At 67.8% G+C, this 26,301-nt stretch carries 17 protein-coding genes and 1 riboswitch; of the genes, 11 read left to right on the top strand and 6 right to left on the bottom strand.

Annotated features, from left to right (window positions below):
- The first annotated feature begins 26 nt into the window (after nucleotides 1-26).
- The 11 genes from ACQCSZ_RS10170 (at nucleotide 27) to ACQCSZ_RS10120 (ending at nucleotide 17,966) form a co-directional block, all read left to right on the top strand.
- Nucleotides 27-1,193 carry a Gfo/Idh/MocA family protein gene (locus ACQCSZ_RS10170; RefSeq protein WP_427007871.1) on the top strand — a complete coding sequence of 389 codons (1,167 nt, stop codon included), beginning with the start codon at nucleotides 27-29 and terminating at the stop codon, nucleotides 1,191-1,193.
- Nucleotides 1,194-1,309: 116 nt separating this feature from the next.
- A complete protein-coding gene (locus tag ACQCSZ_RS10165; protein ID WP_427007870.1) occupies nucleotides 1,310-2,374 on the top strand; it encodes a LacI family DNA-binding transcriptional regulator in 1,065 nt (354 codons plus the stop codon).
- A gap of 175 nt (nucleotides 2,375-2,549) precedes the next feature.
- Nucleotides 2,550-3,956, top strand: a complete 1,407-nt coding sequence (uxaC, locus tag ACQCSZ_RS10160; protein WP_427007869.1) for a glucuronate isomerase — start codon at nucleotides 2,550-2,552, stop codon at nucleotides 3,954-3,956.
- A 65-nt stretch (nucleotides 3,957-4,021) separates the two neighbouring features.
- Nucleotides 4,022-5,398, top strand: a complete 1,377-nt coding sequence (locus ACQCSZ_RS10155) for a mannitol dehydrogenase family protein (RefSeq protein ID WP_427008305.1) — start codon at nucleotides 4,022-4,024, stop codon at nucleotides 5,396-5,398.
- Between the two features lie 229 nt (nucleotides 5,399-5,627).
- Nucleotides 5,628-7,436: a beta-glucuronidase gene (gene uidA / locus ACQCSZ_RS10150; RefSeq protein ID WP_427007868.1), complete on the top strand. Its 1,809-nt coding sequence runs from the start codon at nucleotides 5,628-5,630 to the stop codon at nucleotides 7,434-7,436.
- A 61-nt stretch (nucleotides 7,437-7,497) separates the two neighbouring features.
- Nucleotides 7,498-8,934 (top strand): glucuronide transporter, encoded by a 1,437-nt coding sequence (gene uidB / locus ACQCSZ_RS10145; protein ID WP_427007867.1) that lies wholly within the window; start codon nucleotides 7,498-7,500, stop codon nucleotides 8,932-8,934.
- Nucleotides 8,935-8,980: 46 nt separating this feature from the next.
- Complete coding sequence (manD, locus tag ACQCSZ_RS10140; protein ID WP_427007866.1) at nucleotides 8,981-10,210, top strand: D-mannonate dehydratase ManD; 1,230 nt, start codon at nucleotides 8,981-8,983, stop codon at nucleotides 10,208-10,210.
- A 50-nt stretch (nucleotides 10,211-10,260) separates the two neighbouring features.
- Nucleotides 10,261-12,528: a gluconokinase, GntK/IdnK-type gene (locus ACQCSZ_RS10135; RefSeq protein WP_427008304.1), complete on the top strand. Its 2,268-nt coding sequence runs from the start codon at nucleotides 10,261-10,263 to the stop codon at nucleotides 12,526-12,528.
- A 474-nt stretch (nucleotides 12,529-13,002) separates the two neighbouring features.
- Nucleotides 13,003-13,863 carry an SDR family oxidoreductase gene (locus ACQCSZ_RS10130; protein WP_427007865.1) on the top strand — a complete coding sequence of 287 codons (861 nt, stop codon included), beginning with the start codon at nucleotides 13,003-13,005 and terminating at the stop codon, nucleotides 13,861-13,863.
- 95 nt (nucleotides 13,864-13,958) lie between these two features.
- Nucleotides 13,959-16,685 (top strand): ATP-dependent helicase HrpB, encoded by a 2,727-nt coding sequence (hrpB, locus tag ACQCSZ_RS10125; protein WP_427007864.1) that lies wholly within the window; start codon nucleotides 13,959-13,961, stop codon nucleotides 16,683-16,685.
- Nucleotides 16,686-16,784: 99 nt separating this feature from the next.
- Nucleotides 16,785-17,966: a cytochrome P450 gene (locus tag ACQCSZ_RS10120; protein WP_427007863.1), complete on the top strand. Its 1,182-nt coding sequence runs from the start codon at nucleotides 16,785-16,787 to the stop codon at nucleotides 17,964-17,966.
- Here ACQCSZ_RS10120 and ACQCSZ_RS10115 read toward each other — a convergent pair.
- The 6 genes from ACQCSZ_RS10115 to ACQCSZ_RS10090 are packed head-to-tail and all read right to left on the bottom strand — an operon-like array spanning nucleotide 17,963 to nucleotide 25,919.
- Nucleotides 17,963-19,384: an NtaA/DmoA family FMN-dependent monooxygenase gene (locus ACQCSZ_RS10115; RefSeq protein ID WP_427007862.1), complete on the bottom strand. Its 1,422-nt coding sequence runs from the start codon at nucleotides 19,382-19,384 to the stop codon at nucleotides 17,963-17,965. The genes ACQCSZ_RS10120 and ACQCSZ_RS10115 overlap by 4 nt on opposite strands.
- Nucleotides 19,384-20,661 (bottom strand): acyl-CoA dehydrogenase family protein, encoded by a 1,278-nt coding sequence (locus tag ACQCSZ_RS10110; protein WP_427008303.1) that lies wholly within the window; start codon nucleotides 20,659-20,661, stop codon nucleotides 19,384-19,386. The genes ACQCSZ_RS10115 and ACQCSZ_RS10110 overlap by 1 nt, the downstream gene beginning before the upstream one ends.
- Nucleotides 20,662-20,694: 33 nt before the next feature.
- On the bottom strand, nucleotides 20,695-22,359 hold the full coding sequence (locus ACQCSZ_RS10105) for a dipeptide ABC transporter ATP-binding protein (RefSeq protein WP_427007861.1): 1,665 nt from the start codon (nucleotides 22,357-22,359) through the stop codon (nucleotides 20,695-20,697).
- Nucleotides 22,360-22,371: 12 nt separating this feature from the next.
- Nucleotides 22,372-23,271 (bottom strand): ABC transporter permease, encoded by a 900-nt coding sequence (locus tag ACQCSZ_RS10100; RefSeq protein WP_427007860.1) that lies wholly within the window; start codon nucleotides 23,269-23,271, stop codon nucleotides 22,372-22,374.
- 17 nt (nucleotides 23,272-23,288) lie between these two features.
- A complete protein-coding gene (locus tag ACQCSZ_RS10095) occupies nucleotides 23,289-24,248 on the bottom strand; it encodes an ABC transporter permease (protein ID WP_427007859.1) in 960 nt (319 codons plus the stop codon).
- A 6-nt stretch (nucleotides 24,249-24,254) separates the two neighbouring features.
- Nucleotides 24,255-25,919 (bottom strand): ABC transporter substrate-binding protein, encoded by a 1,665-nt coding sequence (locus ACQCSZ_RS10090; protein ID WP_427007858.1) that lies wholly within the window; start codon nucleotides 25,917-25,919, stop codon nucleotides 24,255-24,257.
- 95 nt (nucleotides 25,920-26,014) lie between these two features.
- A riboswitch (SAM riboswitch) is annotated at nucleotides 26,015-26,104 on the bottom strand.
- Nucleotides 26,105-26,301: the final 197 nt, after the last annotated feature.

Raw genomic sequence — 26,301 nt, 5'->3', positions numbered from 1 at the left:
CAACCAACGAAAAAGGATAAACAACTGTGAGCAAGAAAGTACGCCTCGGCATCATCGGCCTGGGCCAGCAGGGCGGCGCCTACGCCAAGTTCATCACGGACGGCATGGTTCCCAACATGGAGATCGGCGCCATCTGCGACACCGATCCCGCGAAGAAGGAAGTTGCCTCGGCCACTTACCCTGACGTTCCCTTCTACGACAACTACATCACCATGCTCGAAAGCGGCGACGTTGACGCCGTCGTGACCTGCGTGCCGCACTTCCTGCACCCCGAAATGGGCATCGAGACGCTCAAGCGCAACGTCCACGCGCTCGTGGAGAAGCCGGCCGGCGTCTACACCAAGCAGGTCAAGGAACTGAACGAGTTCGCCGCCGGCAAGCCGGAGTTGTCCTTCGCCATCATGTTCAACCAGCGCAACAACCCGCTGTACCAGAAGCTCAAGGAGATCGTCGACAACGGCGAGATCGGCAAGATCCGCCGGAGCAACTGGATCATCACCAACTGGTGGCGTCCGCAGGGCTACTACAACTCCAGCGAATGGCGCGCCACGTGGGGCGGCGAGGGCGGCGGTGTGCTGGTCAACCAGGCACCGCACCAGCTGGACCTGTGGCAGTGGATCTGCGGCGTGCCCAAGTCCGTCTACTCCAAGGTTGCCTTCGGCTTCCGCCGCGACATCGCCGTCGAAGATGAAGTGACTGCGGTGGTTGATTACGGAGACGGCGTCACCGGCGTTTTCGTCACCGCCACGCACGACCTCACCGGCACCGACCGCTTCGAGATCCTGGGCGACCAGGGCAAGATTGTCGTCGAAGGCAGCAAGACCGCCACCGTGACCCGCCTGCACAAGCCGGAGCGCGAACTCAGCGACGGCATGGGCATGGACGATGTCCGGAAGCTCTTCATGGGCGAACTGAACCCGGAGGAGTACTACACCACCGAGGTCATCGAGTTCGAGTCCGTCTGGGGTGCACAGCACGCCGGCGTCCTGGAGAACTTCGCCGCCAACATCCTGGACGGCACCCCGCTGCTCGCTCCGGGCTCGGACGGCATCAACGGAGTACGCCTGGCCAACGCCATCCACCTCTCCGCCTGGACCGGCAAGGAAGTCGGACTGGACTTCGACGAGAACGAGTTCCTGGCGGAGCTCAACAAGCGCATCAGCGAAGAAGGCAAATTCCCCGAGCGCGTCTGATCTCCGGCCGCCCCCGGCCCTGCCGGCCATCTGCCTCGCAGTTGTTGCCGTTTTGAGCGCTCAAAACGGCAACAACTGCGAGCCAGTTGGGTGGGTTTCGCCGATAGGATGGGGCGGTGACTGAAGCTAAGAATCCGGAATCCGCCGCATCAACGGGTCCGGTCAGCAGGAATGGCCGGGGCGGCAAGTCCAGCGCCACCATTTACGACGTCGCCAAGGTTGCCGGAGTCAATCCCTCCACGGTCTCCAGGGCGCTCAGCAAACCGGGCCGGGTCAGCGTCAAGACCCAGAAGCTGATCGAGGATGCCGCCGCCGAGCTCAACTATCACGTCAACCCCTTTGCCCGCGCCCTGCCCACCGGGCGGACCAGCACCCTGGGCCTGATCGTCGCGGACATCACCAACCCGACCTTCTTCGGCGTCATCCGGGGTGCAGAAGCAACGGTCACGGCGCGCGACTACACGCTGATGCTCGCTGAATCCTCGGAGTCGCCCGCGACCGAGCTGACCGCGGCCCGGCGCATGATGACGACCGTGGACGGGCTCATCCTGGCCAGCCCCCGCATGGATGACGACAACATCCGTGCCCTCGCCAAGGGCAAGCCCGTGGTGGTCATCAACCGCGAGGTGGACGGCGTGCCGTGCGTGGTGCCGGACGTCAACACCGGAATCGCCGAAGCCATCCGCAGCCTCGCCGCCAACGGCCACCGCAGGATCGCCTACGTGGCCGGGCCGCCGGAGTCCTGGATGTCACGGCGCCGCTGGGAAGGCGTGCAGACCGCGTGCGAGTGGTCCCGGCTGGAAGCGGTGCGGTTGGAATCCTCCCGGCCAACGGTCTCCGGCGGCCGGGAGGTGGCCCGCAGCGTCCTGGCCAGCGGAGCCACGGCTGTCCTGACCTACAACGACCTCCTGGCCATCGGCCTCATGCAGGAACTCCAGGCCGCAGCCGTCGTGGTGCCGGACCGGATCAGCATTGTCGGCTTCGACGATATCTTCGGGGCCGACTTCACCACCCCGCCGCTCACCACGGTGCGCTCTCCGATGGCGGAGTGCGGCACGGAAGCGGCAAGCCTGCTGCTGGACGCGCTGCAGGGCATCGAACATCCGGCGGCCTTCCTGCGGGTGGAAACGGAGCTCGTGCTGCGGGGCTCCAGCGGCCGGCTTCTTCCCTCCGCTAGCTGACGACGCGCAACTTCCCTGGCGCGGCGCAAATCCCCTGGCGCGGCCCGAATTCCGGCAGCGCCAGGGATTCTGCGCGTCGCCAGGCAGGAACCGCATCGTGACCCCTCCCGGCATCCCGGCGGCAAATTTTGGCAACCGGTTGACAAGCGAGCGGGCCAGGCCGGATTATTGATCCATGTCACAGTCGATTGCAGCCAACCCAGACCGGCTCCTTCCCGCGGATCCCGGCACGCGAAGCATTGCGCGCGGCCTCCTGGCCCGGGTCCAGGATCTTCCCATCATCTCCCCCCACGGCCACGTTGATGCCGCCGTCATCGAGCACAACACGCCCTTCCCTGACCCCGCAGCGCTGCTGGTCAGCCCGGACCACTACGTCACCAGGCTAATCCATGCCAGCGGTGTCTCCCTTGACAAGCTGCGCGGCTCGAGCAGCGGGACGCCGGATTCCCGCAGTGTCTGGCGCGAGTTCTGCACGGCCTGGCCGCTGCTGGAGGGGACCGCCTCCGGCTACTGGCTGCGCAACCAGTTCCACAGCGTCTTCGGCCTCCAGCAGGAGATCAGCGCCGAAAACGCCGACGCCAGCTACGACGCCATCTCCGCCAAGCTCCAGGAGCCCGCTTTCCGGCCCCGCCAGCTGTTCAAGGACTTCAACATCGAGGTCCTGGCCACCACGGATGACCCCCTCGACGACCTCGCCAGCCACCAGGCGATCGCCCAGGACCCCAGCTTCCACGGCCGGGTGCTGCCCACGTTCCGCCCGGACGCCTACCTCAACATCGCGCACCCCACCTGGTCCGCCAATGTCGACCGGCTCATCGCGGCTGCGGGCGACGGCGCCACCGGCTATGCCGGCTACGTCACGGCACTGGAGAACCGGCGTCGTTATTTCGTGGAGCACGGGGCGGTTTCCGCTGACCACGGCGTCAGGACGCCCGCGACGTTGAAGCTCGACGCCGCCGACGCGGCACGGCTGTTCGACCGCGCCCGCTCCGGCCAGGCCACCGCGCAGGACCGCGACGACTTCGAGGCCCACATGATGTACCAGATGGCCCGGATGTCCGTCGAGGACGGCCTGGTGATGACCATCCACCCCGGCTCGTTCCGCAACCACCACGAGCCCACGTTCAACACCTTCGGCGCGGACACGGGCCACGACATCCCCGTCGCCACCAACTACACCCAGGCCATCCGGCCGTTGCTGCAGGACTTCGGCACCGCCAAGGACTTCCACCTGGTGCTGTTCACGCTGGACGAGACCGTGTTTTCGCGCGAACTCGCACCGCTGGCGGGCTTCTACCCCTCCGTCTACCTCGGCGCGCCGTGGTGGTTCCTCGATGCCCCGGACGCCATGCTCCGCTTCCGCTCCGCCGTCACGGAGACCGCCGGATTCTCCCGGTCCTCGGGCTTCATCGACGACACCCGCGCGTTCTGCTCCATCCCGGCCCGGCACGATGCCTCCCGCCGGATCGAGGCCTCGTTCCTGGCCCGGCTCGTGGCGGAGCACCGGGTCAGCGAGGACCGTGCGCACGAAATCATCGTCGACCTGGTCGATTCCTCCCCGCGAAGGGTTTTCAAGCTGTGACCATCCCCGAGACTGACTCCAATGCCGCTCCGGCCGCTCCGGATGCAACAGCGCCGGCCGCCCGGCTGCCGCAGCTGGGCCGGGCCATCCGGCCCTCGGCAAAGGCCCCCGTGCGGATCGTCCACCTGGGGCTGGGCGCTTTCCACCGCTCGCACCAGGCCTGGTACACCCACCACGCCGGCGACGCCGCCGGGTGGGGCATCGCCTCGTTCACCGGCCGCCGGCCCGACGCGGCGCTGGCACTGGCCGAGCAGGACGGCCTGTACACCGTGGTCGAGCGGGCCGATGGCGGCGATTCCTTCGAGATCGTCAGCAGCATCGTCGAGGCAGTGGACGGCGCCGACGTCGGCCGGCTCGCCGCCCTTGTCGCCGCACCGGCCACGGCGGTGATCACCCTGACCATCACCGAGGCCGGCTACCGCCTGGGCGCCGACGGCAGCCTGGACCGGGCGGCCCCCGACGTCGTCGCCGACCTTGCGCTACTGGCTTCGGGCAGCGGAGCGCCGACGACGCCGCTGGGCCGGCTCGTCTTTGCCCTCGCCGCCCGCCGGGCTGCCGCCGCCGGACCGCTCGCCGTCGTCTGCTGCGACAACCTGTCGAGCAACGGAACGGTGGCCCGCCAGGCAGTGGTGGGCCTGGCGGAGGCCTGGGACGCCGGCCTCGCCGCCTGGATCGATGAGAACATCAGCTTTGTCAGCACCTCGGTGGACCGCATCACGCCGCGCACCACCGGCGCGGACCTCGCCGCGGTGGAGGCCGCGTGCGGCTACCGCGACAACTCACCGGTGGTGGCCGAACCGTTCCGCAACTGGGTGCTCAGCGGCGCCTTCCCGGCCGGACGCCCGCGCTGGGAAGACGCCGGCGCGGTGTTCGTGGACGAGATCGAGCCGTACGAAAACCGGAAGCTGTGGCTCCTCAACGGCGCGCACTCGCTCCTGGCCTATGCCGGGCAGCTGCGCGGCCACACCACGGTGGCCGAGGCCCTGGCGGACCCGCTGTGCCTGCAGGCCGTGGAACGGTTCTGGGGCGAGGCCCAGGCCAACCTGCACGGCGCGGACCTCCGGATCCCCGAATACCGCGCCGAGCTGCTGGCCCGGTTCCGGAACGCCCGGATCGCCCACCACCTGGCCCAGATCGCGATGGACGGCAGCACCAAGCTGCGGATGCGGGCCGTCCCGGTGCTGCTCGCCGAGCGGGCGCAGGGCCGTTCCGGGGAGGCCGCAGCCCTCATGATCTCCGCCTGGATGGATTTCAGCGCGGCGGCGGCAGAGTTCCACGACCCCCTGGCCACGGACGTGGCCGCGGCCAACAGGCTCGGCGGCACCGGGCGTGTCCGCGCCCTGCTGGCCCTGCTCAATCCGGACCTCGCCGCCGATGACGCCGTGGTCCGCCTCGTTGAAGACCTCAGCGGCACCTTCTCCGGGCCGGCTGTCCAGGAGTAGCCCGCCGCTGCAGGCGGCACTGCCCGGGCCGACAGCACCTGCCGGAGGCCCGGGCAGTGTCCGTTTAAGCCGCCCCTGTCCGAGCGTGGCGATGTGAATATCTGGCAACCGCTTGCCAAATGTTTGCCACGTGACTAGGATTACAGCCAGACAAAAACGCGGGCCGCCAGCACGGCCCGGCGGATCCCCCAACAGTCCCACCCCGCAACGACGCGAAGGATTCCCCCAGATGCTCAAGCCCCAGGCAAGTGAAACCCGTGAGATCGTCAACCTCGACGGGCTCTACCGGTTCAAAGTGGACTTTGACCGCGCCGGCCACCAGGAGGAATGGTTCAAGGCCCCCCTGGCATCGCCGCTGGAAATGGGTGTCCCGGCCAGCTACAACGACGTCTTCCCGGACAAGGCCATCCGGGACCACGTGGGCTACGTCTGGTACCAGCGCGACGTCCGGGTTCCCCGCGGCTGGGCCGGGGAGCGGATCCATCTCCGGCTCGACTCCGCCACGCACGAGGGAATGGTGTGGGTGGACGATGTCCTGGTGGCCCAGCACACCGGCGGCTACATGCCGTTCAGCGCGGACATCACGGGGCACGTGACACCGGGGCAGACGTTCCGCCTCACCGTCTCCGTCAACAACGAACTCACCCAGGCCACCATCCCGCCCGGCAGCATCACGGTCACCGAGGACGGCCGCCGCCAGCAGGGCTACCTCCACGACTTCTACAACTACGCGGGCCTGCACCGCAGCCTCTGGCTGTACAGCACCCCGGCAGTGACGGTGGACGACATCACCGTCGTGACCGGCTTCGACGGGCCCACGGGCAGCGTCGACTACACGATCGGAACCGCCGGCGGCAGCGGCGGCGAAGCGGTCACCGTTGTCCTGAAGGACGCCGACGGCGCGGAAGCCGCCCGGGCCGACGGCGCCCAGGGCACCCTGGTGATCAGCGACGTCGTGCTCTGGAAGCCGGGCGCCGCCTACCTCTACAGCCTGACCGCCGAGATCCGCGACGGCGACCGGCTGCTGGACAGCTACACGCTGCCGGTCGGCGTCCGCACCGTGGAGGTCCGCGGCAAGGAATTCCTCATCAACGGCGAGCCCTTCTACTTCACCGGCTTCGGCATGCACGAGGACCACATCGGCATCGGCAAGGGCCACAGCGATGCCCAGATGGTCAACGATTTCCAGCTGCTGGACTGGGTGGGCGCCAACTCGTTCCGCACCTCGCACTACCCCTACGCCGAGGAGGTCATGGAGTTCGCCGACCGGCACGGCATCGTGGTGATCGACGAAACCGCCGCCGTCGGGCTGCATCTGGGGTTCGGCGCCGTCTTCGGCGGCATCTCCAAGAAGACCTACGTCGACGGCGGCGTGGACGCCAACACCGCAGCCAACCACCGGCAGGCGATCTCAGAACTCGTGGCCCGGGACAAGAACCACCCCTCCGTCGTCATCTGGTCCATTGCCAACGAACCCAACGGCTCCGAGGAAGGCGCCCGCGAATACTTCCAGCCCCTCGCGGAGCTGACCCGGGAACTGGACCCCACCCGCCCCGTCGGCTACGTCAACGTCATGTTCGACACCCCGGACAAGGAACGCCTGGGCGACCTCTTCGACGTCATCATGCTCAACCGCTACTACGGCTGGTACCTCAACAACGGCGACCTGGAAACCGCCGAGCAGGTCCTCGAGAAGGAACTCCGGGAGTGGGAAGCCAAGTACGGCAAGCCCATGATCATGACCGAGTACGGTCCGGACACGATGCCGGGCTTCCACTCCATCTACGAGCAGCCCTGGAGCGAGGAATACCAGGCCGCCTTCCTGGCCATGTACCACCGGGTCTTTGACCGCGTGGACGCCATGGCCGGCGAACAGGTCTGGAATTTCGCGGACTTCCAGACCTCCAACGGCATCATGCGCGTGGACGGCAACAAGAAGGGTGTCTTCACCCGCGACCGCCGCCCCAAGCCCGCAGCCTATGCCTTGCGCCAGCGCTGGACCGCGCTGGGCGGCATCAAGAACTCCACCAAGGCATAGCCTTAATAACATGCATTTTCGCTGGTCCCAAGGGCCGGCACCGGGTAAAGGAGCCCACAACATGAAAAAGCTGAACAAGCTCAGCATCATCGGCTATGGCGCCGGCGATGCGGCAAACAACCTCGCTTTCACCACCGCCACGATGTTCCTGCTGGTGTACTACACGGACGTGGCCGGGATCTCGGCCGCCGCCGCCGGCACCCTGCTGCTGGCGGTCAGGATCTTCGACGCCTTCGCTGACGTCTTTGCCGGCCGGGTGGTGGACCGCGCCTTCAGCAAGCGGTTCGGCAAGTTCCGCCCGTTCATCATGTTCGGCTCCATCCCGCTGCTCCTGCTGAGCGTGGCCACGTTCTCCGTCCCGCAGATCGGCGAATCCGGCACCCTGCTCTACGCCTACGTCACGTACGCGGCCCTCGGCCTGGCCTACAGCCTGGTCAACATCCCCTACGGCTCCCTGGCCGGCGCCATGACGCAGGACCCGGGGGACCGGGCCAAACTGGGCTCCGCCAGGTTGGTCGGCGCAATGCTCGTTAGCTCCGCCTTGGGTATTTTCGTGGCTCCGCTGATCAAGCCCGGCGCCAACCTGCAGTCAACATTCACCACCATCACCCTGGTGTTCGTGGTCATTGGTGCCGCACTCTACTTCTTCACCGTGCTGACAGCCAAGGAGCGGGTGCACCGCGCCGTCCCCAACGTCACGTTCAAACAGAGCATGGATACGCTCAAAGGCAACAAGCCGCTGCTGATGCTGTGCCTGAGCTCCTTCTTTTTCCTCACCGGCTACCTGGCCCTCACCTCGGTGCAGCTGTACTACCTGCGCGACGTCCTGCACCGCCTCGACCTGTACCCCGTCCTCTCCATCATCCAGCTGGTGCTCACCTTCGTGCTGGCTGCAGTGATGCCCAAACTGGTCCGGAGCCTCGGCAAGAAGGGCGTCTACGTCTACGCGTCCCTGCTCACCGTCGTGGGCGGCGCGGTCATCTTCTTCACCCCGGCCAGCCAGGTGTGGATCGGCTTCACCGGCCTCGTTGTCAGCCTGGTGGGGGTCCTTGCCGTCAACATCGTGGTGTGGGCGCTGGAAGCCGACACCGTGGAATACGGCGAATGGCGCACCGGCGTGCGCACCGAAGGCATCACCTACGCCCTGTTCTCGTTCACCCGGAAGACCGGCCAGGCGGTGGGCGGCGCCCTCGCCGCCTACGCCCTGGCACTGGGCGGCTACAAGTCCGGTGCGGCCCAGACCGCGGACGCTGTCTTCGGCATCCAGTTCGCTGCCGGCGCGCTGCCGGCCATCATGACCATCCTGGCCGTCCTGGTGATGTCCAGGTACACCCTCACCGACGCCATGCACGCCAAGATCCTCGCCGAGATCCAGGAGCGCCGCAAGAACGCCGAGGGCTCCGCCCAGCTGGCAGCAACCGGCGGAACCCCCGCAGCGCCCGACGCCGCCGCCCTCGGCTCCGGCGGAACCACGCCGCCCGGCACGGCCAGCCACTAGCCACCACCGACCCAGCCCGACACAGTCCATTTTGAAAGGAACTGCCGTGAAAATCATTGCCGCGGAAGTCTTCGTGACCAGCCCCTCCCGTAACTTCGTCACCCTCCGGATCACGACGGAGGACGGCGTCACCGGGATCGGCGACGCGACCCTGAACGGGCGTGAACTGGCCGTCGCCGCGTACCTGAAGGAGCACGTCGCCCAGCTGCTGATCGGCAAGGACCCGCACCGGATCGAGGACACCTGGCAGTTCCTGTACCGGTCCTCGTACTGGCGCCGCGGGCCGGTGACGATGGCCGCGATCGCGGCCGTGGACATGGCGCTGTGGGACATCAAGGGCAAGGTCGCGAACATGCCGGTGTACCAGCTGCTCGGCGGGGCGTCCCGGAACGGGCTGCGCGCCTACGGGCACGCCTCCGGCTCGGACCTTCCGTCGCTGTTCGATTCGGTCCGGGAGCACCTGGACCTGGGCTACAAGTCGGTACGGATCCAGACGGCCGTCCCCGGCATCAAGGCCGTCTACGGCGTCGCCGCGCAGGCCCAGGCCTCCGGGGAACGCTACGACTACGAGCCCGCCGGCCGCGGCGCGTTCCCGCAGGAGGAGGACTGGGACACCCGGGCCTACCTGCGGCACCTGCCTTCGGTGTTCGAGGCCGTCCGGAATGAGTTCGGTCCCGAACTGCCGCTGCTGCACGACGGACACCACCGCATGACCCCGATCCAGGCCGCCAAGCTCGGCAAGGCCCTGGAACCGTATGACCTCTTCTGGCTGGAGGACTGCACCCCGGCCGAGAACCAGGAAGCCCTGCGCCTGGTCCGCCAGCACACCACCACCCCGCTGGCCATCGGCGAAATCTTCAACACCGTGTACGACTACCAGACCATCATCAAGGAACAGCTGATCGACTACGTCCGGGCCGCCTCCACGCACTTCGGCGGGATCTCCCCGCTGAAGAAGGTCATGGACTTCGCCGCGCAGTACCAGATCAAGTCCGGCTTCCACGGGCCCACCGACATCTCCCCGGTCGGTTTCGCCGCGCAGCTGCACGTCGGCCTCGCCATCCACAACTACGGCATCCAGGAGTACATGCAGCACTCGGACGCCACCAACACCGTGTTCGAGCAGTCCATGACCTTCGTCGACGGCTACCTGCACCCGGGCGACAAGCCCGGCATCGGCGTCGAGTTCAACGAGGAAGCCGCCAACAGCTACCCCTACCAGCAGGCCTACCTGCCCTACAACCGCCTCGTCGACGGAACGGTCCACGACTGGTGACGGGCAACGAAGTCGAACCCACAGGCCTTGCCGGGCACCGCGTTGTTGTCATGGGCGTTTCGGGCTGCGGCAAAACCACCATCGGCGACCTCGTCGCCCGTGAACTGGGCGTGCCCTTCCTCGACGGTGATTCCCTCCACCCGGTGGAGAACGTCGCCAAAATGGCGGCCGGCATCCCGCTGACGGATGAGGACCGCTGGCCGTGGCTGGCCACCGTGGGCGGCGCACTGGCCACGGCCGGGGCGGGCGGCCTGGTCCTGGCCTGCTCCGCGCTCAAGCGCAGCTACCGGGACGCCATCCGGGCCCAGGCGCCGGACACCGTGTTCCTGCACCTGCACGGCAGCAAGGACGTCCTCGGTGCCAGGCTGGAGGGCCGCAGCGGCCACTTCATGCCGGCCGCGCTGCTCGACTCCCAGCTGGCCACCCTGGAACCGCTCGAAGCGGACGAGTCCGGCGTCGTGGTGGACATCGCCGCGCCGGTGGACCAGGTGGTCAGCGAGGCGCTGGCCGGCCTCGCCGGCACGGCTGCCCCAGCGGCGGCGGCCATGGCACCGGCGGGTACGGAGCCTTCGGGGCCGTTCCTGGTGGACCTGAAAGCGGCACCCTTCAACCTCGACGACGACGCCATCGCCTGGGTGGACGCCACCCTGGATTCGATGACGCTCGAGGAAAAAATCGGGCAGCTGTTCATCAACCACAACAACGACTACTCCCCGGAGTACCTCGACGGCGTCCTGGACAACTACCATGTCGGCGGCATGCGCTACCGGCCGGGCCCCTCGGCCGCGGTGCAGGAACACATCCGCTACGCCCAGTCCAGGACCAAGGTGCCCCTTCTGGTGGCCTCCAACCCGGAGATGGGCGGCGCCGGAAGCTGCGACGACGGGACCTTCGTGTCCACGCACCTGCAGGCCGGCTCGCACCCGGACAAGTCGATCGCCCGGCAGATGGGGCAGGTCGCCGGCGTGGAGACCGCGGCACTGGGCTGCAACTGGGCGTTCGCACCCATCGTGGACATCCACTACAACTGGCGGAACACCGTCATTTCCACCCGGTCCTTCGGCAACACCCCGGAGATCGTGGTGGAGCGGGCCAAGGAGTACTTCGACGGCATCAGCGAGTCGCCCACCGTGTGCGCCATGAAGCACTTCCCGGGCGACGGCATCGACGAGCGCGACCAGCACGTGGTCACGTCCTACAACACGCTCGGCTACGAGGAGTGGAACACCAGCTACGGCCACGTCTACCGGGAAATGATCGGGCACGGCGTGCAGTCCATCATGATCGGCCACATCGGAGCCCCGGAGCTGTCGCGTCACTTCCGTCCGGGCCTGGCGGACCAGGACATCCTGCCTGCCACCCTCGCACCGGAACTGCTGCAGGACCTGCTGCGCGGCGAGCTCGGCTTCAACGGGCTCATCCTGACCGATGCCTCGCAGATGATCGGACTGACCCAGGCCATGAAGCGCCGGGACCTGGTCCCGGCCACCATCGCGGCGGGCTGCGACATGTTCCTGTTCTTCCGCAATCCGGCGGAGGACTTCCAGTACATGCTGGACGGCTACAAGGCCGGGATCATCACGGAAGAGCGGCTCCACGATGCCCTGCGCCGGATCCTGGCGCTGAAGGCATCCCTTGGCCTTCACACCAAGGCACGCGGAACCCTGGTTCCGGCCGTTGAAGCGCTGGATCTCATCGGCAGCGAGGCCCACCGGGCCATCGCGGCACAGATTGCCGACAAGACGGTCACCCTCGTCAAGGACACGGCGAACAACCTGCCCATCACGCCTGAGACGCACAAACGGATCCGGCTGTACGGCATCTCCGGCGGCTCGGACTTCACCCGCGCCGATCCGCTGGCCTACCTGGACACGGTCAAGGACGAGCTGGAGAAAGCCGGCTTCGAAGTGCACCTGTTCAAGACGGCGGACCAGCGCGAGGCCGCGGGGGAGACGGGCATCAACTTCATGTCCGTCATCTCCGAGGAAGCGACGGGGGACTACGCGGACAAGTACGACGCCGCGTTCGTCTTCGCCAACGTCAAAGGCTTCGCCCAGGAGGCGGCCATCCGGATCAAGTGGTCCACCCCGATGGCCGCGGAAATCCCCTGGTACGTCACCGAGGTCCCGACGGTGTTTGTGTCGCTGAACCAGCCCAACCACCTCATTGACGTGCCGATGGTCAAGACCGCCATCCACGCCCATGCGGATTCCGTGGAGGCCATCCGGGCCACCATCGAGAAGATCCAGGGCAAGTCGGAGTTCCAGGGAACGTTCAACGAGAACGTCTTCTGCGATTCCTTCGACACCCGGCTCTAACCGGAGCGGCCAGGACCGGGCCCACCAGCCAATACCAGGGCTGGTGGGCCCGGTCCGCGCCAGGGGGCGAAGTGCTGCAGGGCCCCCCACCCGGGACCTCGTACGGGGCCCCACACACAGGCCCGCGGAAGGTTCTCCCGGCCAAAAACGCCGGCCGCGGTAGTCACGGAGCCGCCGCTGGCGCTCCGCTCCGGCCGGGGACGGCGTTCCGCCACCGGGTACTGACTTCAGGTGTTCAAAGTCAGGCCCGCGCGTCAATCTCCCCACGTCTCGCCGCATCAGGTCCGGATACGACGCCGGGTCCCGGCAACACGCCGTCAGGACCCTCCAATGGTGGGGAAAATCCGCACCGGAGTTGTCCCCGGCCCGGGAGCCGCCGCTATTTACTTGACCTTGCAATTAAATGCGCCTACATTAGTTGTAGATACAAGTAATGCCGACCTTGACTTATCCAGCTGATCATTAAGGAAAATCATGACCACTTATGCCGTTACCGGAGCCACCGGCCAGCTTGGCGCACTTGTTATTGAGGCCCTGCTGGACCAGGACGTCAACCCCGCGGACATCGTCGCCATTGTCCGCAACCAGGCCAAGGCGGCGGCCCTGTCGGAGCGCGGCATCACCGTCCGGCAGGCCGACTACACCGCGCCGGAGGCCCTGGCCGCAGCCCTGGCCGGCGTCGACAACCTGCTGCTGATTTCCGGCAGCGAGGTCGGCCAGCGCGTTGCCCAGCACACCAACGTCGTCGAGGCCGCCCAGTCCGCCGGCGTCCGCCGGATCGCCTATACCAGCGTGCTGCGGGCCGACACCACGGCCCTTGCGCTGGCTCCGGAGCACAAGGCCACCGAGGCCGTCATCCGCGACTCGGGCATCGAGTTCACCTTCCTGCGCAACGGCTGGTACACGGAAAACTACACCGGCCAGCTGGGCCAGTACCTGCAGGCCGGCGCGATCTTCGGAGCCGCCGGGGACGCCAAGGTCGCCGCTGCCCCGCGGGCGGACTTCGCTGCCGCGGCCGCGATTGCCCTGACCGGGGAAGGTCACGGCAACAAGGTCTATGAGCTGGGCGGCCTGCCGTTCGGCTTCGCCGAACTGGCCGCAGCGGTCAGCGACATCACGGGCCGGGACATTCCCTACCGCAACGTCAGCCAGGCGGAATACCAGCAGGGCCTGATCGCGGCCGGGCTGGACGAAGGGACGGCGGGTTTCTTCGCGGCGCTTGAGGCCAACACCGCCGCGGGCGACCTGGACACCGACAGCGAAGACCTGGCCAAGCTGCTCGGCCGCCCGGCCACCTCCCTGCCGGAAGCGGTCCGCGCGGCACACGCAGGCTGAGGCACCGCCAGGCCGCCGGCTCCCCGGACGCACCGTCCGGGGAGCCGGCGGCAGTTGCGGACCGCCGGCCTGACGTTTCCGGGCACAATGGACAGGTGACTTCCCCGCCTGTCCTCCGGGACCCCGCCTCCGCCCCCGGGCCCTTCGACCTGGGTACCCTCGGGGCCGGCCTGGCCTTCGCCGGCTCGCTGGGGGAGCTCGCCGCCGCGCTGCGTGCGGGCGGTCCGGCAGCGGCCGCGGTTGTCCAGGCCCCGCCGGGCACGGGCAAGACCACCCTGGTTCCGCCGCTGCTGGCCAACCTGGCGTCCGGCGCCACCCCGCGAAACAGGCCGGAGGCCCGTGCCACGGGACCGCGCATCGTCGTGACCCAGCCGCGCCGGGTCGCCGCGCGCTCGGCCGCCCGCCGCCTTGCGGCCCTGGACGGCAGCCGGCTCGGGGACCGCGTCGGCTACACGGTCCGCGGCGAACGCCAGGCAGGACCCGGAACGCTGATTGAGTTCGTCACCCCGGGGATCCTGCTGCGCCGCCTGCTCACCGATCCGGGGCTGGGGGACACCGACGCCGTGATCCTCGACGAGGTCCACGAACGCGGGCTGGAGACCGACCTGCTGCTCGGCATGCTCGCCGAGGTCCGCCAACTCCGCGGCGACCTCACGCTCGTCGCAATGTCGGCCACCCTGGACGCGCCGCGTTTCGCCGCCCTGATCGGGGGTGCCCCCGCAGGGGAGACCCAGCTCGGGGAGCACGACGGCGGCGGTCCCGCCCCCGTCGTCGACTGTCCGTCCGCGCTGTACCCCCTGGACGTTGACTGGGCCCCCGCGGCGGTGCCGCGGCTGGATCCGCGGGGCGTGAGCCGGGCCTTCCTGGACCACGTCGCGGACACGGCCGCGGCGTCGCACGCCGCAGCCCTCGGAGACGGTGCGGACATCGACGCCCTGGTGTTCCTGCCGGGCGCGGCGGAGGTGTCCCATGTTGCGGCCCGCCTGCGCGGGAGGGGCGCCGCCGAGGTGCTGGAGCTTCACGGCCAGGTGGGCCCGGCGGAGCAGGACCGCGCCGTCTCCGGGCGGGAACCCGGCGGCCGGGCGCGGATCATCGTATCCACCGCACTCGCCGAATCCTCCCTGACCGTTCCCGGCGTCCGGCTGGTGATCGATTCAGGCCTGTCCCGCGAGCCGCGGCGTGATGCCAGCCGCGGCATGTCCGGCCTGGTCACCGTGTCCTGCTCCCGGGCCTCCGCGGAACAGCGCGCCGGCCGGGCCGCACGGCAAGGGCCCGGACGGGTGGTCCGCTGCTACGACCAGAAAACCTTCGGCGCCGCGCCGGCCCACCGGATGCCGGAGATCGCGGTGGCGGACCTGACCGGTGCCGCCCTGGTCCTGGCCTGCTGGGGATCCCCCGGGGGCCGCGGACTGGCCCTTCCCGATGCCCCGCCGCAGGCGGCGATGGAAGAAGCCGTCGAGGTGCTCCGGGAACTCGGCGCCGTGGAACCGGACGGCCACGCCACGGCACTGGGGAAGACCCTGGCCAGGATTCCGGCCGATCCCCGGCTGGGGCGTGCCTTGCTGGATGGCTCGGCCCTGCTGGACGGCGCGGCAGGCCGCCGCACCGCGGCGGAGGCCGTCGCCCTCGTTTCCGGCGACCAGCGTGCCCCCGGCGCCGATCTCACGCGTCTTTTGGGCACCCTGCGGGCAGGCAAGGATCCGGCCGCCCGGCGCTGGGCGGAGGACGTCCGCCGGATGGAGGCGATCGCACGCCAGGAGACGGCCGGCGCCGTGCCCTCTGCCGCTGTGCCCTCTGCCGCCGTGCCGTTGGCCGCGCCGGTGGCAGCGCCGGAGGCCGTCGGCTTCGTCGTCGCCCTCGCGTTCCCGGACCGGGTGGCGCGCCGCGTCCCGGGCGCGGGGCCGGAGCGCTACCTGCTGACCTCCGGCACCCGGGCCGGGCTGCCGGCCGGCAGCCCCTTGGCCGGGCAGGAGTGGCTGGCCGTGGCCGAGGTGGCCCGCGCGGAAGGGCGCGACGCGGCCGGGACCGGCGCCGTCATCCGCTCCGCGGCGCCGCTGGCGGCGGACACGGCGGAGGCCGCCGCCCGGCATCTGCTCAGTGACACGGTGGAGGCGCAGTTCAGCCAGGGCCGGGTCACGGCGCGGCGGGAACGCCGGCTGGGAGCGATCGCGCTGTCCTCCACGCCGGTACGGCCCTCGGCGGCGGAGGGACGCGCGGCGGTGGCCAGGGCACTGGAGAAGGAAGGGCTGGGGACGATCGGATTCTCGACGGCGGCAGACGCCCTGCGCCGCCGGATGGCCCTGCTGTACCGGGAACTGGGCCATCCGTGGCCGGACGTTTCCGAGCAGGCATTGCTGGCCCGGCTGGACGAGTGGCTGGCGCCCGAGCTTGACGCCCTGGCCGGCGGGGCCGCCGTGAACCAGATTGACCTGGCCGATCCGTTGCGGCGGCTGCTGCCGTGGCCCGATGCGGCCCGGCTGGCCGAACTGGCACCCGAGACGCTGGAGGTGCCGAGCGGTTCGCGGGTGCGGATCAGCTACCCGGACGTAGGGGACGACGGCCGGCCGGTGGTGGCGGTCAAGCTGCAGGAGTGCTTCGGCTGGGACCAGACGCCGCGGCTGGCGGGCGGGAGGGTGCCGGTGCTGTTCCACCTGCTCTCACCGGCCCGGCGGCCGCTGGCCGTGACGGACGACCTGGCCTCCTTCTGGTCAGGACCCTACGCGCAGGTCCGTGCCGAGATGCGGGGCCGCTACCCCAAGCATCCCTGGCCGGAGGACCCGTGGACGGCGCCGGCGACGGCCAGGACCAAGGCCAGGAGCTGACTTCAAGTGGATGGTGCCGGGTATTCAGGTGAGGGCTGAACGGTAATAAGGTGAGAGCTGAACGACGGAAGAGCCGCCCGACTGATCAGGAGGCCTGTGATGACGCACATCCCGGCGATCGAGCAGCCGCTGGATCCGTTTCCCCACTACGAATCGATGCGGCGAAGCCAGCCCGTTTTCCAAGACCCCGGGTCCGGCGTGTGGCATGTTTTCCTGTACGACGATGTGCAGCGCGTCCTTTCCGAGCACTCCACCTTTTCGTCCCGGATGGCAGGCGACACTCCGTCTGGGACGGGCCAACTCTTCGCCGCCAGCCTGGTCAATACCGATCCGCCCCGTCATCGCCAGCTCCGTTCCCTGGTGACGCAGGCATTCACGCCGCGGGCGGTGGAGGCCCTCGCCCCGCGCATCTTGGACATCACGGAGGCGTTGCTGGCCCCGGCCGTCCCTCTGGGGGCCATGGACCTCATTGAGCAACTGGCGTATCCCTTGCCGGTCATCGTCATCGCCGAGCTCATGGGGATCCCTGCAGCGGACCGGGATCGGTTCAAGCAGTGGTCCGACGTCATCGTCAGCCAGACCCGGCCGGCGCCCGTTGGATCCGACCCCAGCGCCCCTGACGGCCAGGGCGCTGCCCACAGGGAAATGGCGGACTATTTTATGGGCATGATCGAGGAGCGCCGGCGCCGTCCGGGCAACGATCTGATCAGCAAGCTGCTGGCGGCGCAGATCGACGGGCAGCACCTGAACGCCGTCGAACTTCTCGGGTTCTGCGCCCTGCTGCTCGTCGCCGGCAACGAAACGACCACGAACCTGATCGGAAACGCGGTGCTTAGCTTCACCGAACGTCCCGGCGCAATCGAGCGGCTCAGCGCAGAGCCGGCGCTGCTGCCCCACGCGATTGAAGAAGTGCTCCGTTACCGGTCCCCGGTCCAGTCGATGTACCGCGTCGCGGCCGTCGACACGACGCTGGGCGGACGCCAGATCCCCGCCGGCTCGCCGTTCGTGGCCTGGATCGGATCGGCCAACCGCGATGCGGCCCACTTCCCGGATCCGGATGCCTTCGACATCGGGCGATCCCCGAACCACCACCTCGCGTTCGGCCAGGGCATCCACTTCTGCCTGGGCGCGCCGCTTGCCCGGCTTGAGGCCAGGATTGCGCTGCAGGCCGTGATTTCGCGCCTGCCCGGGCTGGCACTGGCACCGGGGACGCGGCTGGAGCGGATGGACAGCACCATCATTTATGGTCTCAAACAGCTTCCCGTAATCTGGCCGGCCTAGACCCTCGACAAGGTCGTTGGCTTCACCGTTGCAGCGGCCGAGAGATCACCGAAGGCGCCACGGTAGCGGCTCGCCGGGTGCGTCGGCTCGAGCTTCGGGCCACGGCCAAAGACCTTCTCCCGCAGCGTGCCCGGCGCGTACTCGGTCTGGGCCAGGCCGCGGCGCTGCAACTCCGGCAGCACGCCTTGGATGAAGTCCGTGTAGGAACCGGGGATGATCTGGTTGATGATGTTCACACCATCGATCCCGGCATCCTGCCAGCGTTCCAGTTCGTCCACGATCTGCTCCGGCGTTCCGGCGATCTGCTGGGCCTTGGCGCGGTACCGCGCCAGGTCACCGATGGTGGGCTTGCCCCCGGGAACCGAGGCAATGGCCGCCTGCAGCACGCCCTGGGCGCCCTCGGTCTGGATGTCGCCCAGCGGGGTGTCGAGCGGGAGGCCGCCCAGGTCGACGCCGATCCCTCCGCCGATATGCGCGATGATCGTGTCCAGATCCAGGTACTCGTCATATTCGGCCTGCTTGCGGGCGACCTCATCCTCGGTGCTGCCGATCACGAAGGACAGGCCGCCGAAGATCTTCACGTCGCCGGCGGCCCGGCCTGCCGCGGCTTCGAGGGCCCGGATGGAGGCCGCCTGCTTCTTGACGTATTCCACGTTGGGTGCGAAGAGGAATGTTGCTTCCGCGTTCTCCGCGGCGAACTTCTTGCCGCGGGCGGAGCTTCCGGCCTGGAACAGGAAGGGGGTGCGCTGGGGGCTCGGTGAGACCAGGTGGGGGCCGTCAATGGAGTAACGGGTCCCGCGGTGGTTGATCTTGTTGACCTTGGCCGGATCGGCGTGGATGCCGCGGACCTTGTCGGCCAGCAGCGCGTCGTCGTCCCAGGAACCTTCCCAGAGCTTGTAGACGGCCTCGGTGTACTCCTCGGCCCAGTCGTACCGGTCGTCGTGCGGAGTGAGTCCGCTGTTTCCGAAGTTCCGGTGCGCGTTCTCCAGCACGCTGGTGACGATGTTCCAGGCAACGCGGCCATTGGAAAGATGGTCCAGGGTCGACAATTGACGGGCCAGCTGGAACGGATCGGACTGGATCACCGAGCTCGTCATGGCCAGGCCGATATCCTTGGTCACCGCCGCCAGCGCCGAGCAGAGCACCAGCGGATCGTTGGAGGGGACCTGAAGCCCCCGCTCAAGCAGCGACGCCCAGCCTCCCTCGTGGTCGCCGTACAGCCCCACGACGTCGGCGAAGAACATCGCATCGAATTTAGCCTCCTCGAGCTCGCGGGCCAGTTCGACCCAGAGCTGCAGTTCGTTGAAGCGGTGCTGTTGCGCGTCCGGATGTCGCCATTGACCGCCCAGGATGTGGTTGGTCGTGTTCATCACGAAGGCACTGAGCAGCAGGCGGGGACGTTCGTCAAAGGTTCCCATCAGGAATCACTCCCCGTGGTGCCCTGGGTGCCCTGGGTGCCCTGGGCTCTTTCGGCGTCCGGTACCGCGTCGCCGATGCTGTTCAGGCCGGTCGGGATGGTTCCGTTGATGTGGTAATCGCCGACGGACCGGGCCTTGAACACCACCGGGTTATGGGTGGCCACCGTCCGGGCGTTGCGCCAGTGGCGGTCCAGGCCCTTGCCGCGGCTGGTCGACGAAGCGCCGGTGACATCGAAGAGCTCATTGGCTGCGGCCAGCACCAGGCCGGGTACCGTCACATGGGCCTGCTGCACCCCCAGCTCCGCCCGCAGGAACGCTGCCTCCGCATCCAGCCCGAGAGAGGGGTCGACGGCGGCATCCAGATCGCGTGCGGCCGCCACCACGATGGACTCGGCGGCGTACACGCCGGCGGCGATCCGGCCGACACGCTCCTGGATCAGCGGATCGTCACGGAACAGGGAACCGGAGCCGGTATTGAAGGTACGGGTGCGTTCGGCGACCAGCTTGCCGGCGTCGCGAAGCGCCGCGCGGCCGATGCCGACGAGCACGGTCAGCAGGGCGAGCTGGAAGAAGGCCGGTTCCAGGGTGCTGGTGACCTTGCGCGCGATGATGTCCTCGGCGTCGACCACCACGTCATCGAAGATGGCCGTTCCGGTGCCGGTCAGCGGCTGGCCGAAGCCGTCCCAGTCGTCGAGGATCGTGACCCTGGGGTCGTCCACCCGGACCAGCGCATACTGCCGGCCGTCCAGTCCCTCCGTGCTCGCCATGACCACGACCCAGTCGGCGAAGATGCTGCCGGTGGTGTAGTACTTTTCGCCCTTGAGCAGCCAGCGGCCGTTTTCCTGCCGGAGCTTGGTCCGGGTGGTGCCCAGTGCGTTGCCGGAGCGTTCCGTGGCGGCGTTGCCGAAGATCTCCCCGGCGAGCACCCGGGGGAACCAGCGGTTGCGGAATTCGACGGGCTGGAGTGCGATCGTCTCCACGAACGAGAAGTGCGAGCGCAAAAGGTGCGAAACGTTGGAGTCCGCGGCAGCGAGTTCGATCAGCAGACGGCTCAGGTGCTCAACGCTGACCGGGTCACCGCCATGCCCGGCCGGGACACGGAGGGTGGTGAATCCGCTGTCCTTCAGCCAGGCGACGGGCTCGAAAGGCAGGACGTGGTTGGACTCGCGTTCCAGGGCGCCCTCGGCGATGCGCTCAAAGACATCCTGGAAGCGGGCGGAGAGCGCCGCGTAGCGGGCCTCTTCGCTGAGTTCTCGTACTTGTGTCGAGACGGTCATCATGTTCCTAACGTTGGAATGGTACAGAAGTTCTTAGTGGCCGGTTGCCGCAACGAGCCCGCGGAGGCGGTGGCCGGGGTTGGAGTCGAGCAGCAGGCGCGTGTAGTCGCTCCGCGGATTCCGGAAGACCTCCGTCGTCGGCCCGACCTCCATCAGCTGCCCCTTGCTCATCACACCCACGTCATGGGCGACGCGTTCCACAACGTGCAGATCGTGGGAGATGAACAGGTAGGAAAGTCCCAGGTTGCGCTGCAGGTCTTCCAGGAGGATCAGGATCTGGGCCTGGGTCAGCACATCCAGGGCCGAGAGGGCCTCGTCCAGCACGAGGGTCCGGGCGCCGAGCGCCAGGGCCCGGGCAATGGCCACGCGCTGGCGCTGCCCGCCCGAGAGCTCCTTCGTCCTGCTGCGGGCGACACGTGCGGGCAGATTGACCTGTTGCAGGAGTTCGGCAACGCGGGTACGGCGTTCGGAACGGGAACCGATGCGGAAGCTGGCCAGCGGTTCGGCCACGATGTCACCGATGGTCAGCCGCGGATCCAGCGCCGAATCCGGATTCTGGTAGACCAGCTGCAGGGTGCGCCACAGCTCCCGCTTTTCCTTCCCGGCCAGTGACGTGACGTCCCGACCCTGGATGTGGACGCTTCCCGAGGCCGGGTCCAGGAGCCTCATGATCATGCGTGCGGTGGTGGACTTGCCGGACCCCGATTCGCCGACCAGGGCGAAGGTGGTTCCCTGGCGCACCGCGAAGGAGACGTCATCGACGGCGCGGTGTTCCGCCTCGCCCTGGCCGAAGATCTTCGTAAGTCCGCGGACTTCGATCGCCGGAGCCGGCTCCTCATCAGGCCCCGTCGCAGCGGAGGCGTCCTTCGGAGCGGCGGGGGAGGCCTCGGCGAGCAGCCGCACGGTGTAATCGTCCTCCGGATGCCTCAGGATCTCATTGACCGGTCGGTCCTCGCGGATTTTTCCGCCCTTCATCACCACGATCCGGTCGGCCAGGTCGGTGGCCACGGCCAGGTCGTGGGTGACGAAGATGACCGCGGTTCCGTGGTCCCGCGCCAGCCTGTTGAAGACCTCCAGCACGCGGCGCTGGACCGTGACGTCAAGCGCGGAGGTCGGCTCGTCGGCGATGAGCAGCTTCGGGCCAAGGCTGAAGGCGATGGCGATCAGGACCCGCTGCTTGAGGCCGCCGGAGAGTTCGTGGGGGTACTGCTTCAGCCGTTCCCTGGGACGGTCGATGCCCACGAGCTCGAAGAGCCTGATGACCTCGGCCCGGATCTCGGCCTTAGACCGCTTGCGTCCCTCCGGGTGCAGCCGGAACACCTCGGCCACCTGGGATCCCACCGTCTTCACCGGGTCCAGGGATGCCCCCGGGTCCTGCGGCACCATGCCGATCTGCCGACCACGGATCTTCTCCAGGGCGCGTTCCGGAAGGCCGATAAGTTCGTGTCCGTCGAACACGATCGAGCCGGCAGGAATATGGGCCGACCGGGGCAGCAGCCCGATGATGGACTTGGCGAGCGTGCTCTTGCCGGACCCTGACTCGCCGACGAGGGCTACGATCTCCCCGGGCTTCAGGACCAGGTCCAGCGCTTCGCCCGCGACGACGGCGTCGGGGCCGCGGCCGTATTCAATGTGCAGTCCGCGCACCTCAAGCAAAGGCGCGGCATCGCTGCGTGCTTCCACTGGGTTGATGGTCATGGGGGCTCCTGACTAGAACCGGAAGAGCTTGAGAAGTTGGCGTCCGAGACCGGCCAAAAGCATGACAGTGATCACGATCACGACGCCTGGCAGGCTGGTCATCCACCAGGCACGGGCGAGGTACTGCCGTCCTTCAGAGATCAGCAGACCCCATTCCGGAGTGGGCGGCGGAGCCCCGAAACCAAGGAAACCGAGACCTGAAATCGCGAGAATGGCCGCACCGAGGTCAACCGCCAGGAGCGCGAGGACCGGCCCGCAGGAGTTCGGCAGGATATGCCTGAAGATGACGGACCAGTACGTTCCCCCGTTGAGGAACGCGGCCTCGACATAGTCCAGGTTCCGCACCCGCAGGACTTCCGAGCGCACCACCCGGGCGAAGGAGGCGATCGAGGCGATACCAACGCCCACACCGAGGGAAATGGGCCCCGGCGCAAAAGCGGTCACGATGATCAGCGAGATCAGGAAACCCGGCACCGCCAGCAGTACGTCAATCAGGCGCATGGTTGCCGCGTCGGCGGACCGTCCGGCGGTGGCGGCGAGCAGCCCGAGGGCTGTTCCGACCACGAACCCGATCAGGACCGCCAAGCCGGCGGTGAGCAGGGTCTGCGAGGTGCCGTACACGACCCGCGCATAGATGTCCCGGCCCAGATGGTCGGTACCAAACCAGTGGTCCGGACCCGGCGACTGGAATTTTTCCTTCGGAATGCCGCCGAGCGGGTCGACGCCGGTGAACAGTCCCGGCAGCAGGGCCCACCCCACCAAGACCAGCAACGGAATCACGGTCAGCCACAGGCTCACCGAGCGCAGGACGGTTCCCTGGCCCCGTCCCTGGCCGGCCCCGCCGTCGTCGACTCCGATCTGCAGCCCTGCGACCACACCGGCCGGCTTTGTGTCTTCCAGCTTGACGCTCACTAAAGTCTCCATTCGGCTTAGGCGGCCAGCGCGTGCGGCGAACCATGGGCGCTGCTCTTGAGGATTCGGGGATCCAGCAGCGGATAGAGCATGTCGACAACCAGGTTCACCGCAACAAACGCTGTTGCCGTCAACAGCACAAGGCCCTGCACCAGGGGCACATCCTGCGCCGTGACGGCCTGGAGCACCACCGATCCCAGGCCGGAGCGGGCGAAGACCGTCTCGGTGATGACTGACCCCGCCAGCAGCGTTCCGACGGTGATGCCGGCGATCGTCATGGCCGGACCCGCAGCGTTCTTCAGCGCATGGCGGTAGAAGACCCAGGCGGGGGAGGCACCCTTGGCACGCAGCACATCGATGAACGGCTGCTCATAGACGTGGGCAACGCTCTTGAGCAGTACCTGCGCGATGGGGGCGGAAACGTGGAGTGCCAGGACGACGACGGGCACTGCCAGTGAGGCAAAGGACCCGTCGGGGAACAGGGACATCACGCCGAGCTGGATCGACAGCAACTGCAGCAACACCAGGCCAAGCCAGAACACCGGCACGGCAGCGAATAACGGCGGCAGGTTGGTGATGATGCGCCGCAGTGCCGTGGACCGGGTCAACGTTGCCGAGGCCACGAGGGCCACGGCGAGGACGACGGCCAGCACAAACGCGCTGGACGCCAGTGCGAGCGTGGATCCGGCGACGTTGCCGATGCGCTCCGCCACGGGCTGGCCCGAGGCCAGCGAGTACCCCACGTCTCCGCCGAGCAAACCCCAGAGCTGGCTGAAGTACTGCACCGGCAGCGGCTGGTCATAGCCGTATTGGGCCTTCATGGCGTCGATCGTTGCCTGATTGGCTGCCGCGTCGGCCGAGAGGAAGATCGTCACCGGATCGCTGGGCAGAAGTTGCACTGCCAGGAAGACCAGCGTGTACGCCAGCCAGATGACGAGTAGTGCCTGCCCGAGGCGCCGCGCAAAGTAGAGGCCCATGGCGGGTTACTTACCGGTCTTCCAGGCACCCTGGAAGATGGGTGCCGTACCGGAGGTGAAGTCGACGTGCGCCTTGCCGTTTGCGCCGTAGACCTGGACTTCGTCCCAGAGGACCAGGCTCAGCGCTTCGTCAACCACGAGTTTGCGCTGTTCCTCGGCGACGAGCTCCTTGTGCTGCGCGTCGGTGGTGGCGGCACGTTCCTTGGCGAAGAGCTCATTGAGCTGCTGGTCGGAATTCAAGGTCTGCGTATTGGTGGCCGGGCCGAAGACCGGGCCCAGGCCGCCATAGGCGAACTGGCGGGTTCCGAAGAATTCCACGTTGGGTTCCTTCATCGCGGTGGCGAGGAAGGTGTTGTCGGCCGCACGGTTGATCAGCTTCACGCCGATCTTGCGCCACTGCTGCTCGATCAACTCGAATGCCGGCTTGATGACGACGGAGTTGTTTGATGAGGTGACAGTGACTTCAAGCTTTTGGCCGTTCTTGGCGCGGATGCCGTCGGCGCCCACGGCCCACCCGGCCTCCTCCAGCAGGCTCTTGGACTTCTCGGGGTTGTAGGCCAGTTCGGCGGAGAGGTCAACGAAGTCCGGTGCTTCGCGGTTCAGGATGGATCCGGCGAGTTCGTAGCTGTCGGAGAGCACCGTGTCCTTCAGGGTCTGCCGGTCGATTCCGAGCTGCAGTGCCTGGCGTACCTTCGCGTCGGCGAGCTTGCCGCTGCCGATGCGGACTGCCGCCATGTTGGACGTCAGGTCGATGCCCTTGGCCGGAAGGACCTGGTTGCCGCTGCCGGCAAGGGTGGTTTCGTCGGCCGGCTGCAGGCCGCGAACCAGGTCAACCTGTCCGGTCTGCACGGCCCCGGCGCGGTGTGCCACCTCCGGGAGGTACTTCACGACGACCTTATCCAGGTAGGCGGCTCCCTGGTTCGGGGCACCCGCCGGAGCCCAGGCGTAGTCCGCACGCTTGGCCAGGACGATTTCCTCATCGGCCTTCTCCGATTCGAAGGCGAAAGGACCCGAGCCCGAGATCTTCGCGATGGCTGACTGGCCGGCGTTGTCCAGTGCAAGCGTCGTCGGGGAGACGAGTCCGGCGGTGACGGAGGAGGTGGCCCGCAGGAAGTTGGCGTCGGGGGAGGACAGCGTCACCTCCACCTGGTCCCCGCCGATGACCTGGGAGGACTTGTAGGCGGAGAAATCAACGTTCGGCTGGATCTTGGCGCTCTCGACGCCCTTCCCGAGCGCGTCGAGGTTCGCCTGGACGGCCTTGGCGTCCAGGGGTGTTCCGTCGCTGAAGCTCACGCCGGGGCGGATGGTGAAGGTGAACTTGGTCTGGTCCTCACTCGCGGTGAACTTGCTGGCGATCCAAGGGACGAGTTCGCCCTTCCGGGCGTCGAAATAGGTCAGCCGGTCAAGCACGCTGTTCAGGACGTTGGCCTTCTCGTAGAAGCGCGCCGCCTGGGTCTGGAAGTTGTTGATCGGGGTGACTTCCGCGAAGACGAACGTTCCGCCCTGCACCGGATTCCCCTCCGGGCCGGCCTGCGATGCCGAGGTGCCGCCAGCGGTGCCGCCGCAGGCGCTCAGCGCCAGGGCCGCCACACCCATCAGGGTCAGCAGGCGCAGGGGACGGCGTTTGGTCTTCGCACTCGTCGGGGGCGTGGGTGCTGCGTTGGTATCCATCGCGGATCCTCTCGGTCATGACCGAGGAACTCCAGGACCATAAGGTGCGTCCGACACGGCACGGGCCGGGTCGGTTGACCTTGGGATCTTGGCAATCTCCATCGGTCCTGGCATTAGCACCGTGCCCCGAAGGGTGGTTGCTACGGCGTCATCGAGCCAGGTCTCTCAGCCGATCTGGATGGTGTTAATTCGTGGTTACGGGTGTTTCTGGTTTTGTCGGTCGGTAGCGTCCCGGACAAACCCCACTTTGTTGCATAATCTTCGATTTCCCAATAATTACGACGCTTTCTGAAACAAATGATCACAAAGAGTCACATCGGCTGGACAGGGCCAGCCCGGCGGCCGACGTTCCACATTGCCCTGTCCAGCCACGGCAGGCGAC

Source organism: Pseudarthrobacter sp. H2 (assembly GCF_050157045.1).
In the GTDB taxonomy this organism is placed as follows: domain Bacteria; phylum Actinomycetota; class Actinomycetes; order Actinomycetales; family Micrococcaceae; genus Arthrobacter.
Note: the sequence above shows the minus strand (reverse complement) of the source record. Positions and strands in the feature narration are given on the sequence as shown.